The 12,712-nt window shown below is 68.5% G+C and carries 7 protein-coding genes; 4 read left to right on the forward strand and 3 right to left on the reverse strand.

Annotation, left to right across the window (positions count from 1 at the left end; genetic code table 11):
* Both E8A12_RS06420 and E8A12_RS06425 read right to left on the reverse strand, forming a co-directional pair.
* On the reverse strand, positions 1–318 hold a 318-nt coding region (locus E8A12_RS06420; RefSeq protein WP_293367091.1), incomplete at its 3' end, for a hypothetical protein.
* Positions 319–334: 16 nt separating this feature from the next.
* The gene (locus E8A12_RS06425; RefSeq protein ID WP_293367092.1) at positions 335–2,074 is read right to left on the reverse strand and encodes a ShlB/FhaC/HecB family hemolysin secretion/activation protein; all 1,740 of its coding nucleotides are present in this window, start codon (positions 2,072–2,074) and stop codon (positions 335–337) included.
* A gap of 204 nt (positions 2,075–2,278) precedes the next feature.
* Between E8A12_RS06425 and E8A12_RS06430 the strand changes: the two genes are divergently transcribed.
* The 4 genes from E8A12_RS06430 to E8A12_RS06445 are packed head-to-tail and all read left to right on the forward strand — an operon-like array spanning position 2,279 to position 11,377.
* Positions 2,279–3,664, forward strand: coding sequence for a multiheme c-type cytochrome (locus tag E8A12_RS06430; RefSeq protein WP_293367093.1), 1,386 nt, complete (start codon positions 2,279–2,281; stop codon positions 3,662–3,664).
* Positions 3,661–5,619, forward strand: a complete 1,959-nt coding sequence (locus tag E8A12_RS06435) for a heme-binding protein (RefSeq protein WP_293367094.1) — start codon at positions 3,661–3,663, stop codon at positions 5,617–5,619. The genes E8A12_RS06430 and E8A12_RS06435 overlap by 4 nt, the downstream gene beginning before the upstream one ends.
* 3 nt (positions 5,620–5,622) lie before the next feature.
* Positions 5,623–7,458, forward strand: coding sequence for a hypothetical protein (locus E8A12_RS06440; protein ID WP_293367095.1), 1,836 nt, complete (start codon positions 5,623–5,625; stop codon positions 7,456–7,458).
* 7 nt (positions 7,459–7,465) lie between these two features.
* Positions 7,466–11,377 (forward strand): hypothetical protein, encoded by a 3,912-nt coding sequence (locus E8A12_RS06445; RefSeq protein WP_293367096.1) that lies wholly within the window; start codon positions 7,466–7,468, stop codon positions 11,375–11,377.
* 33 nt (positions 11,378–11,410) lie between these two features.
* Here the strand turns inward: E8A12_RS06445 and E8A12_RS06450 are convergent, their stop codons facing one another.
* Positions 11,411–12,427, reverse strand: coding sequence for an NAD(P)-dependent alcohol dehydrogenase (locus E8A12_RS06450; RefSeq protein WP_293367097.1), 1,017 nt, complete (start codon positions 12,425–12,427; stop codon positions 11,411–11,413).
* Positions 12,428–12,712: the final 285 nt, after the last annotated feature.

Consider the following 12,712-nt stretch of genomic DNA (forward strand, 5'->3'; position numbering starts at 1 on the left):
GCTGTTGATGCGGTTGAGGACGATCCAGTTGCGGGCGCCGAACGTGTATTGAACCGTCTCGCCGCCGGCCACGTTGTAGCTCGCCCAGTCGATGACCGTGCGCGCGCCGTTCAGGGTGATGTCCATCTCGCCGGGCTTGGTGGCGATATTGGGCAGGCCGCCGCCGGCGTTGACCTGCGGACTGCCGCCCAGCGAGGGCAGGGCCGCCGCCGGCGTGGCCAGGGCCGCCAAACCCATCAGCGCGCCGCACAGCGCCGTGCGGCCCAGGAGGTCCTGCCGCCCCCGGCGGAGCGGACGATGAGCGGGCGATGAGGTCATGGTCACATCTCCCACCCTAGAGGAAGCTGGCGGTCAGGTTGATCAGCAGGCGCGGCGACGGCCGCACGCCGCCGGCCACGACAGGGTCGATCGGCTGCGCGTAAGTGACGTCCAGATTGGCCCGGTTGGCCAGCCTCAGCGTCACACCTGCGCCGAAGGACCGCAGGGTGCGGTTCTCCGCCAGACCGGAGAGCGCGGTATCGTTGTTATGTACGGCGCCCACATCGAAAAAGACGTAGGGCGCGATGATGATCTTCGGGCCGACCGGGATCGGGTTGTAGCGCAGGTCGAAGGAGGCCCCGGCGCCGGAATCCCCCAGCGCCACCGCCGGATCGTAGCCGCGCCCGACGCTGAGATCGCCCAGCGTGATCTGCTCGTAGGGCATCAGCGGCTTGTCGGAATATTGCGCCTGGACGCGGATTTCGCCGCTGATCGGCCCCACCAGCGGCGCGCCCATCGACCCGTTAGCGCGCACCAGCCAGGCGTCCGGCGCCGCAAAGCCGTGGGTCAGCAGGTCCGAACCAGCCTCGCTGGCCCCAAGGCCCGAAAGGCCCTTGCGCAACGTCAGCGCCGCGCTCATCGCCACGGGCCGGTCGAAGGCGTTGACCCGCAGGTCGCCGTCGAGGCGCGCATAGAGCACGCGGACCTTGTCCTCGGTCAGCTTGCCGCCGCCGTCGCCCAGGTCGGTCTCCTGGTTCACCAGGTCGAGGCCGCCGGCCAGATTCAGGTTGGCGCGGCGGTGGCGGACCAGCGGATAGGCCACCTCGAGATTGCCCACGACCGAGGTGCTCGTCAGGTCCAGGGGCTTCAGCACGTCGCCGGGCCGGCTTTCGCCATAGACGGCGGAGGCCCGGACGATCAGGCCGTCGCCGCCGATGCGCGCCGCCTCGAGCAATTGCACCACCCACTGCTCGTTGGAATCCAGCGTGTGGAAGGCCACCAGGGTGGTGTCTTCCCCGAGCGGCGTGAGGCTGCGGACGTCGCCGCGCACAAGGCCGCCCCACGGCCCGACCGCCTTTGAGCCCAGGTTCTGGACGTTGCCGACGGCGCTCAAGGTCGTGCGGGTCACCGTGACGTCGATGTCCACCGCCCCGCGTTCGGCGCTGATCGAGGGCTTCACCGCCGCGCGCACCCGCACACCGGGAATGTCGGACGCCAGCAGCAGGTAGCGTTGCGCCTTGCGCATATCGAACGGCTTCATGCCGCGCAGCTTCTCGACGTAGCGCTCGACCGCCCCTTGGGCCGGGCCGATATCGCCGCGCACCCGCACATTGACGACGTGGGCCTCGATCACGTCGAGGACCAGCGCCCCGCCGCTGATCCGCTGCTCGGGGATCTCGACGCGGGCCAGCACGCCCCGGTCGAACAGGGCGCGCGCGGCGCGATCGCGGATCTCGCAGATCACGCCCACCTTCTGCGGGGCGCCGATGAATGGGCGATAGGCGGCCTCGAACCCCTCGGGCTTCAGGGCCGTCGCGCCGCGAAAGCTCACCGAGGTCAGGTTGATCTCGACCGAGGAGTCCGCCAGCGGGCAAGGGCCGGGCGGCTCGGGGGAGAAGATGTCGGCGTCCCGCGCCTGCAGCCGGGGCACCCGCGCGGCGGGGTTCAATTCGGGGGCCGAGGCGCCGGCTTGGGCTGCTGTTGGCGGCACAGCCCCGGGCGTCGCCTGCGCCCACGCATGACCGCCGGCCGCCAGGGCGGTCGTCGCAAGCGTTAGTGCGGCGCGCGCTCCTAGGCCTACGCGAGGCGCCCTCATGCGTAGCCTCCCCCAACTCAACCAATTTTTAATGCTTGCGATGACGCAGTTTTGCAATGGTTTTGTTGGGTTAACAGCGACTTCGCGTCTCGGTTGAAAGCTGTTTCACATCGTCCAAACGGGCCTTCATGGCAGCCGCCAATACTGCTACCTAAGCCCTGGTCGGGGGTCTACGATTCCGGGCTGGGTATCGTTGGAGCGCCAATGGGGCGGGGACGCGCAACCGGGTTGATCGGCCTGCTGGCCGCCGCGCTTGCGGCGGTCGTGGCGATGACCGCGGTTCGCGCTGCCTGGGCTGACCCCGATCCGCCGCTCGGCGGGCGCGCCGGCGTGCACGAAGGCGTCGCCTCCTGCTCCGGCTCCACCTGCCACAGCCGGCCCGCGCCCAGCGGCCTGACCGTGCGCCAGAACGAGCTGATCACCTGGCAGGACCCGCACAGCGAGGCCGGCGCCCACAGCCGCGCCTGGAAGGTGCTGACGCAGCCGCGCGCCGAGGCGATCAGCGCCAAGCTGGGCCTGGGACCGGCGGAGCGGGCGCCGGCCTGCCTGGGTTGCCACGCAGACCCGGCGCCGCCGGCTCAGCGCGGCGCGCGCTTCCAACTTTCCGACGGCGTCGGCTGCGAGGCCTGCCACGGCGGGGCGGGTGGCTGGATCGCCAGCCACTACGCGCTCGGGGCCACCCACGCGGCCAACGTCAGCCGTGGCATGCTGGCCCTCGACGAGCCAAAGGTGCGCGCGGCGCGCTGCCTCGACTGCCACTTCGGCGGCCCCAGTCCCAATCAGTTCGTCACCCACCAGATGATGGCCGCCGGCCACCCGCAGATCGCCTTCGAGCTCGACCTTTTCACCGCCCTGCAGAAGCACCACGACGTCGACGCCGACTATATCGCCCGTCACAAGGTCGCGGCCGGCGGCGTCAAGACCTGGGCGGTGGGCCAGGCCATGGCTCTGGACCGGTCGCTGACCCTGTTCGGTGCGAAGAACCCTGGAGGGGTGTTCCCCGAGTTCCTGTTCTTCGACTGCCAGAGCTGCCACCGGACCTTCTCCAACGACCCCAAGTGGCGGCCCGTCTCGGAACCCAATCCCGGCCGGCCGATCCCGGTCGGGACGCCGCCGTTCAACGACGAGAACATGATCATGCTGTCGGCGGCGGCGAAGGTGGCCGCGCCGGCGCTGTCCGCGCGCTTCGAGGGCGAGGTGAAGAGCTTCCACCAGGCCCTGGCGCAGAACGGGGCAGTCGCCGCAAGCCAGGCCGCCAAGCTGGCCGCGACCTCGCGCGAACTGGCCGACGCCTTCAACGCGCGCAGCTTCAGCCGCGCCGACACCCTGGCGATCTTCGAGGCCGTGCTCAGCGGCGACAACGCCCGGCGCTATACCGACTTCGAAGGCGTCACCCAGGCGGTGATGGCGGCCGATACGCTGTTGGGGTCATTGGTGGCCGAGGGCGCGATTGACCGGGCGGCCGCCGCGCGCCTGCGTCCGGATCTCGACCGGGCCTATCAGGCCGTACGCGACCCAACCGCCTTCCACGCAGCCGAGGCGCGGGCCGCTCTGCAACAGGCGGCTGACAAGGCGAGGGGTCTGAAATGAGGCGCGGACCTTTCGGAACGGCGCTGGCGGTGGCCGCAGCCCTGGCGCTGGCGGCCTGTGGCGGCGGTGGCGGCGGATCGAGCTCGACGACGACCACCACGACGACGACGACGACCTCCAGCCCCTACGCCGCGCCGGGCACGGACTCGCTCAGCACCGCCGATGTCCAGCAGATCGTCGCCCAGGCGGTCGGCGAGGCGAAGGCGCGCGGTACGCCAGGGGTGATCGCGGTCACCGACCGGGTCGGCAACGTGCTGGCCGTCTACACCATGACCGGCGCCCGGGCGACGGCGACTATCCGGCCCGGGCCGGGCGGCAATCTGGACGCCCAGGGCGTGGTCGCTCCGGCCGCAGCCGCGGCGATCTCCAAGGCGATCACCGGCGCCTACCTGTCGTCCGCCGGCCAGGCGTTCTCCACGCGCACGGCCAGCATGATCGTGCAGCAGAACTTCCCGCCCAGCCCGGCGGCGGTGGGCCTGCCCAGCGGCCCGCTGTTCGGCGTGCAGTTCTCCTCGTTGCCCTGTTCGGACCTGACGGCGCGGTTCAACGCCGCAGGCGGCGCGGCCGCCTTCATCGGGCCGAAGCGCTCGCCGCTCGGCCTAGCGGCCGATCCCGGCGGCTTCCCGCTTTACAAGAACGGCACGCTGGTGGGCGGCGTGGGCGTGATGTCCGACGGCGATTACGGCTTCGATCCGGACATCTCCAACATCGACAACGACGACGAGGAGAACGTCGCGCTGGCCGCCACCAACGGGTTTTCAGCCCCCGCGACCATCACCGCCGACAATGTAAGCCTTAACGGCACGACGCTGCGCTACAGCGACGCCACCACCGCGACGCTGAAGGTAAGTCCGGCGACGGCCACGCCGTTCGCCAACCTGCCGGCCGGGACGGGATCGCTGACGCCGGTGAACGGCTACTACGCCGGGGGGAGCGTGCTGGCGGGCCAGGTCTATGGCCAGGAAGGGTCCGGCGTGCGCGCCGCGACCACGGCGGAGTTTTCACAGCCCGGCGGGTACGTCCTGACCAATGGCGCGGGCCAGAACCGCTATCCGCCCAGGGCCGGCAGCGACGCCGCGGACGTCTCAGCCCCACTCACCGCCGCCGAAGTGACCGCGCTCTTGGAAGAAGCGTTCAAGGTGATGGCGCATTCCCGCGGCGCGATCCGCCAGCCGGCCAACAGCACCGCCCAGATGTCGATCGCGGTGACCGACACCCATGGGGTCATCCTGGGCGTGGTGCGCGCGCCGGACGCCTCGGTGTTCGGCACGGACGTCTCGGTGCAGAAGGCGCGCACCGCGGCCTTCTTCTCCAATCCCGCGGCCGCCACGGACCTCTCGGGCGACCCCAGCGCCGACGTGCGCGGCTTCGTGCAGAACGTGCGCACCTTCTTCCCGGACCCGACGGCGCTCAATGGCAAGACCGCCTTCAGCGTCCGGTCGATCGGCAATCTGTCGCGCCCGCAATTCCCCGACGGACAGGTCGGGCGGCCCAACGGGCCGCTGTCGCGGCCGATCAGCCAATGGAGCATCTTCTCCACGGGCCTGCAGTCGGCGCTGATCATCACCAACCTTGGCCAGCACCTGAACTTCGTAACCGGCGCCAGCCCCACCGACACTGCGCCGCGCTGCAGCTTCCTGCCCGACGCTGCGGCCGGGCAGAATCGGCTGCAGAACGGCCTGCAGATCTTTCCGGGCGGAATGCCAATTTATCGCAGCGGAAAACTGGTCGGGGCGATCGGCGTCTCCGGCGATGGCGTCGACCAGGACGACATGGTCGCTTTCCTGGGCGTTTTCAATGCTTCGAGCCGTGTGAGCATCGGCGAGGCGGACACTTCGATCCGGGCGGACCAGCTGCTGGTGGGGCCCGCGCCGGCGCAACGACTTCTTTACGTTAACTGTCCGTTTGCACCGTTCCTGGACACCTCGGACCAGAACGTCTGTCAGGGAAAATAGGGAATGCGGGGCGGCCTGCTCCTTGCGCTCCTGCTCACCACGACCCCGCTGGCCCAGCGGGCGATGGCGGCTGACCCGATTGGGGACCTGTTGCTGGTCGCCTCAGCCGCGCCGCTGGAGGCCGCGCCGGACGCCTCCCTCGATCCCCCGCAGCCCGACACGCGCCGTCGCCCCGGTCGCCCGGAAGACCTGCCGCCCGCCGAGCTGCCGCAGCAGAACAAGGGCGCCATCAACGCCCCGCCGCCGGACGCCTTTCCCGCCGACCTGGTGCCGATCCCGGACCGTTGGCGGCTGATCGAGGCCGTGGGCGTGCATTCGCGCTGGTTCGATCCCTACAACCAGAACACCATCAAGGGCGACCGGCCGATCTGGAACACCCAGGACTGGTTCTTCACCCTGACCGGCATCTCCGACACCGTGATCGAGCCGCGCAGCTTCCCGCTGCCAGTGGGCTCCCAGACCACGGTGCGGGCCGGCAGCAACGACAACTTCGGCCGCGCCGACAGCTTCGCCGGCTCCCAGACCTTCATCGTCGGCATGGCGTTGACCAAGGGCTCGACGGCGTTCAAGCCGCCGGAGATCGAGGCGCGCCTGACACTGGCGTTCCAGGACAACTACGCCTCGGTGCCCGAGAAGCGGATCCTGTCGATCAGCCCGTCCAACCCGACGCACCGCAACGACACCTTCGTTGGCGTGCAGGAAGCCTTCATCGACTACCACATCCGCAACGTCTCGGACCGCTACGACTTCGACTCCGTCCGCGTCGGAATCCAGCCATTTTCCAGTGACTTCCGGGGATTTCTTTTCCAGGACAACCAGCTCGGCGTCCGCTTCTTCGGCGATCGCGACAACAATCGCTGGCAATACAACCTGGCGGCCTTCCAGCGCATCGAGAAGGACACCAATTCGGGTCTGAACGATCTGGGCCAGGCGCTGCGCAAGGACTCGATCTTCGTCGCCAACCTCTATCGCCAGGACCTGCCGTTCCCAGGGATCACATCGCAGGTCAGCGTGGTCTACGACCGCGACCGCGAGGCGGGTGACATCCACTACGACCAGAACGGCTTCCCGGTGCGTCCGGCGCTGATCGGCAATGACAGGGGACGCGACTACGACGTTGTCTACCTTGGATATAACGCCGACGGCCACATCGGACGGCTGAACCTCACGGCCTCGGCCTACAGCGCTACAGGCCAGGATCGGAACTCGATCTTCACCAGCCAGCCGGCGCACATCCAGGCCTGGTTTACCGCCTTCGAGCCGTCCTACGACTTTGACTGGATCCGCGTCCGCGGCTCGGCCCTCTATGCGTCTGGCGACAGCCGGCCGCGCGACAACCGCGAGACGGGCTTCGACGCCATCCTCGAGAACCCGCAGTTCGCTGGCGCCGACACCAGCTATTGGATCCGCCAGTCGATCCCGTTCATCGGCGGCGGCCAGGCGATCTCACTGAACGGCGGCAATGGCGTGCTGGCCGATCTTCGCTCGTCGAAGACCGAAGGCCAGTCCAACTTCAACAATCCCGGCACGATCCTCCTGGGCACGGGCGTCGACTTCGACCTGACGCCGAGCGTGCGCCTCAGCGCCAACATCAACCGGCTGTGGTTCGACAACACTGCGGTGCTGCAGGCGCTGCGCAACGAGGGCACGATCCCGCGCGACATCGGCTGGGACTATTCGGTCTCGGCGGTCTGGCGGCCGAAGGTGAGCCAGAATCTGGTGTTCCGCGGCTCGATCGCGATCCTGGATCCGGGCGCCGGCTTCAACGATCTCTTTGCGAACTCGAACCGCGACAACCGGTACTATTCGGTGTTGCTGGACGCGATTCTCAGCTTCTAGGAGCCAGATGGGGCGGGCAGGCAATTTCGGCTGGAGGGCGGCGGCGCTGGCGGCGCTGCTCCTGGTCGCGCCTGCGTCCCTGCGTGCCGCGGGGGACGAGGAAAAGCCGGTCGCGCGGACCTATCACACCGCGCCCTCCGCGCCGGCCGGCGAGACCGAGGCCGAGGCGCACGCCAAGAGCGTCGGCTGCGAGAGCTGCCATACGGCCTCCGACGCGCCTTCGATGCACAAATCCACCGCCGTGGTTCTGGGCTGCGCCGACTGCCATGGAGGCGACGCGACGGTCACTGCGGCCGCGGGGCTGAAGAAGGGTTCGCCCGAATACGCGGCCCTGCGCGACCGCGCCCACGTCCTGCCGCGCTATCCGAAGGCGTGGAATTTCCCGTCCTCGGCCAAGCCCAAGCAGAGCTACACCCTGCTCAATCGCGAAGCGCCGGAGTTCGTTCGCTTCGTGAATCCTTCGGACTACCGCGTGGCCCGCGAGTCCTGCGGCGCCTGCCACCTGGAACTCATCCAGAAGGCCGAGCGGTCGCTTATGGCCAATGGGGCGATGTTCCTGGAGGGCGCGTCCTACAACAACGGCATTCTACCCAACAAGACTGCCATCCTGGGCGAGGCCTACACCGCAAAGGGCGAGCCCGCCCGTACGCTTTCGCCCGGCAATCCGCCCGGCGCCGTGACGCCGGAGCAGAAGGCCAAGGGCGCGATCGGCGCGCTCTATCCGGTGCCCACCTGGCAGGTGACCCCGCCGGGGGACATCTTCCGCGTCTTCGAGCGCGGCGGGCGCACCATCAACCCGACCTTCCCGGAAATCGGCCTGCCCGACAGCGCCGGCGAGATCCAGAAGCTGGAAGAGCCGGGCCGCCCGGACATCCGCCAGTCGAACCGCGGCCCCGGCACCGGCCTACGTGTGGCGATCCCGGTGCTGAACATCCACAAGACCCGCCTCAACGATCCTTTCATGTGGTTCTTGGGCACCAACGACCAGCCGGGAGACTATCGCTCCTCAGGCTGCGCCGGGTGCCACGTGGTCTACGCCAACGACCGCCAGCCGCAGCACAGCCTGACCTACGCTAAGTTCGGCCGCGATGGGCAGTCGCAGAGCCTCGACCCGACCATCGACAAGACCGAGAGCGGCCACCCGATCGAGCACGCCTTCACCCGCGCGATCCCCACCTCGCAGTGCATGAACTGCCACATGCACCAGCCGAACATGTTCATGAACACCTACCTCGGCAACACCATGTGGGACTACGAGGCCGACGCGCCGTTCATGTGGCCGGAGCGGCAGCGCTATCCCACCGCCGCCGAGATCCGGAAGGTGCTGGACCGCAACCCGGAAGGCGCCGCGCCGCGCGGCCTTTGGGCCAGCCTCGACTTCCTGCGCAACGTCTTCGACCTAAATCCGAAGCTGAAGGACACCCAGTTCGCCGACTACCACGGCCACGGATGGAACTTCCGCGGCGTGTTCAAGCGCGACCGGGATGGAAACCTGCTGGACGCCGACGGCAAGATCGTCGCCAACGACGACCCGGAGAAGTGGCGCAAGGCCGGCGAAGGCAAGTTCGTCGAACCGGGCGTCAGCGCCGGCAAGGCGGTCCACATGATGGACATCCACGCCGAGAAGGGCATGCAGTGCGCCGACTGCCACTTCAGCCAGGACGCCCATGGTTCGGGCCTGATCATGGGCGAGGTCGCCAATGCCGTGGAGATCGGCTGCCGCGACTGCCACGGCACCATCTCGGCCTATCCGACGCTGCGCACCTCCAACGTCGCGGCGAGCCCGGAAGGCACGGACCTGACGCTGTTGCGCAATCCCGACGGCCAGCGGCGCTTCGAGTGGGTGGAGAAGGACGGCCGGCGGGTGCTGATGCAGCGCTCGATCATCGACCCGAAGCTGGAATGGCAGATCCACCTGGTGAAGGACTCGGTCGACCGCTCGAGCCCCGACTTCAATCCCCGGGCCGCGCGCGCCAAGCTGATGGCCAAGATCACCCAGGACGGAAAGCCCTTCCAGTGGGGTCCCGGTGTCGACAAGGCCAACCTCGCCCACAAGGACGGCGAGATGGAATGCTACGCCTGCCACACCTCCTGGACGACGTCCTGCGGCGGCTGCCACCTGCCCATCGAGGCCAACTGGAAGACCACCAGCCACAAGTATGAAGGCGAGGAGACGCGGAACTACGCGACCTACAACCCGCAAGTGGCGCGCGACGACATGTTCCAACTCGGCCGCCACTCGACGATCAAGGGCAACACGATCGCCCCGGTGCGCTCGTCCTCGGCGCTGGTCCTGTCATCGACCAACATCAACCGCGAGCGGATCTACACCCAGCAGCCGCCGATCGCGGCCAGCGGCTACTCGAGCCAGGCCTTCGCGCCGCACTTCGCCCACACCGTGCGCAAGACCGAAACCAAGACCTGCGACGATTGCCACGTCGCCGAGGCCAACGACAACAACGCCATCATGGCCCAGCTGCTGCTGCTCGGCACCAACACGGTCAACTTCATGGGCCTGCACGCCTGGGTCGGCCTGGAAGGCGGTCTGGAGGCTGTCCGGGTCACCGAATGGAGCGAGCCGCAGGCGGTGTTCGGCTCCTATCTGCACAAGTACGCCTACCCCGACTTCTACAAGCTGCACGTGGAGAAGAACGGCCGCGAGCTGATCAACTGGCGCCGCGGCAAGCCTTTCGCGAAGGGCCTGAAAGGCGGCGAGGCGGACGCCGAGGAAGACATCGTCAACGTCACCCACAAAACCGGAGGGGCGGCCCACTGCCTGCAGCTGCGCGGGGAATACATGTACGTAGCCGAGGGCAAGGGCGGCTTCCGCGCCTACGATGTCGCCTCGATCTCCAACAAGGACGTCTCGCAGCGGATCATCTCGGCGCCGTTCTCGCCGCTGGGCGACGACACCCACATCGCGTCCAAGAACGCCACCTGCATGGCGCTGCCGACCAACCAGTCGATCGCGCCCGGGCGCAACACGCCGCAGATGCAGGCGCAGAACCAGGAACAGCCGTTCCACCCGATCTACCACTACGCCTTCATCACCGACGCGGAGGAGGGCCTGATCGAAGTCAACGTCGACACCCTGTCCGACGGCGATCCACGCAACAACAGCCTGCACCGCGCCCTGACCTGGAACCCCGGCGGCCTCCTGAAGGGCGCGCGGCACATCACGCTTGGCGGGCACTACGCCTATATCGCCGCCGATGCGGGCCTGGTGGTCCTCGACCTCAACGATCCGCTGAAGCCCCGCCATGTGACGACGCTGGCCCTGCCGGACGTGCGCGCCTCGGCCCTGCAGTTCCGCTACCTTTTCGTCACCGACCAGCGCGGGCTGGAGGTGGTCGACGTGACCCGGCTGGACAAGCCGGTGCTGGTGGCCGGCGCCACGGTTCCGATCGCCGATGCGCGGCGGGTCTATGTGGCGCGCACATATGCCTATGTAGCGGCCAAGAAGGACGGTCTGGTGATCGTCGACGTGAAGCGACCCGAGGCGCCCAAGGTCTACCAGAAGGTCGATTTCGGCGGCCGGATGAACGACGCCGAGGACGTGGTCGTGGCCTCCACCAACGCCTCGCTGTTCGCCTATGTGGCCGACGGCAGGAACGGGATGAAGGTGATCCAGCTCACCAGCCCGGCCAGCCAGCCCAACTTCTACGGATTCTCGCCGCCGCCGAAGCCGGAGCTGATCGCCTGGGCCCGCACCGCCACCCCGGCGCTGGCCCTCTCCAAGGGCCTCGACCGCGACCGCGCCGTCGACGAGACCGGCCACCAGATCGCCGTCTTCGGCCGCCTGGGCTCTAGGCCCTTCACCCGGCCGGAGATGGAGCACTTCTTCATCGACGCCTGGGATCGACCGTACCGGGTGACCAACGATCCGGACCTGGCGGCCTGGGTGGCTGCCGCGCGGTAGGGCCCAACCTCGGCCCGGCGTGGAAGGCGGAGCTCAGCTCAGACCGCGGATCACGATCTTCCCAAGATGCGCGCCGCTTTCGAGATGGCCGAAGGCTTCGCGGGCCTCCTCAAAGGCGAAGACGCGGTCGATGATCGGCCTCAGGCCGGTCGCCGCGACGGCGCGGTTGAGGTCCAGCAACGCGGCGCGGTCGCCCACGGTGATGTTGCGGAAGCTCGCGCCGCTCATCTTCAGCTGGAAGAAGTCGATGCCGGGGTTCTCGGTGCTCAGGAAGCCGATGGACGCGATCTCGCCGCCATGCGCCACGGCGCGGAGAGATTGGGCGATGGTCCCGGGGCCTCCGACCTCGACCACGCGATCCACGCCTCGGCCACCGGTCAATGCGCGGACGCTCTTTCCCCACTGTGGATCATCGACGTAGTTCACGACCTCGGCGGCGCCCAACGCTTTCAGTTGGTCCGCCTTGGCGGCGCTGGATGTCGTGGCGATCACGACAGCGCCCACGGCGCGCGCCAACTGCAGGGCGAAGAGGGAGACGCCGCCGCTGCCCTGCACCAGCACCGTATGTCCGGCGCGTATGGGCGCAGGACCCGTGATGGCTGTCCAGGCGGTGAGGCCCGCGCAGGGCAGCGTGCAGCCCTCTTCGTAGGACAGGGCCTCGGGCAGGCGGACCACGGCCTCCTGGCTGATCGCCTTGAGTTCGCAGAGCCAGCCGTCGTTTTCGGCCCCGTAGCTGTCGCTCTGGATCGTGGAGGGCATCTCCCCGCCGAACCAGCGGGGATGAAAGGCGCCCATGACGCGGTCGCCGACCTTGAAGGCCTCGACCCCTTCGCCGATCGCCACGATCTGGCCCGCGGCGTCGCTGCACGGGATGAGACCCGGGACGCACTTTCGCGGATAGCGCCCGCGCAGCATGGCGATGTCGCGGAAATTGAGGGAGACCGCGTGCACCCGCACCAGCACCTCGCCGCGCTGCGGTTGCGGGTCGGCCTCCTCGCGCAGGCGCAATTCGTCCAGGCTGTCGAAGCTATCGAAGCGATAGGCCCTCATCTTCGACCTCCGGCCGTGGCGATCGGGAGCGACCGCATTCCCCGGGACGTCATGGGCCAACCGGTGTCGCCTGTCGACGCCCGCAACGGCTCGACCGCGGACCTTGCCGGCCTAGCCCACCGTATAGGCCTCGATCGGGATCGGGACGCCCTTGAGTTCGATCTCGCCGACCGCGCGGAAGGGGCCGGCGGTGGTGGCCAGGGTCTTGGTCGCCGCTGAGAACAGGATGCGGGTCCCGAAGGTCTTGTTGGCCGCCTCCAAGCGCGCGGCGATCACCACGACCTC

Origin of the sequence: Phenylobacterium sp. (assembly GCF_004799395.1) — a bacterium.
Lineage (GTDB): Bacteria > Pseudomonadota > Alphaproteobacteria > Caulobacterales > Caulobacteraceae > Phenylobacterium.

What these genes read in the sequence shown, in the direction of transcription:
- E8A12_RS06425 (WP_293367092.1), bottom strand. Translation starts at nt 2,074, where the DNA reads ATGAGGGCGCCTCGCGTAGGCCTAGGAGCGCGCGCCGCACTAACGCTT.
- E8A12_RS06430 (WP_293367093.1), top strand. Translation starts at nt 2,279, where the DNA reads ATGGGGCGGGGACGCGCAACCGGGTTGATCGGCCTGCTGGCCGCCGCG.
- E8A12_RS06435 (WP_293367094.1), top strand. Translation starts at nt 3,661, where the DNA reads ATGAGGCGCGGACCTTTCGGAACGGCGCTGGCGGTGGCCGCAGCCCTG.
- E8A12_RS06440 (WP_293367095.1), top strand. Translation starts at nt 5,623, where the DNA reads ATGCGGGGCGGCCTGCTCCTTGCGCTCCTGCTCACCACGACCCCGCTG.
- E8A12_RS06445 (WP_293367096.1), top strand. Translation starts at nt 7,466, where the DNA reads ATGGGGCGGGCAGGCAATTTCGGCTGGAGGGCGGCGGCGCTGGCGGCG.
- E8A12_RS06450 (WP_293367097.1), bottom strand. Translation starts at nt 12,427, where the DNA reads ATGAGGGCCTATCGCTTCGATAGCTTCGACAGCCTGGACGAATTGCGC.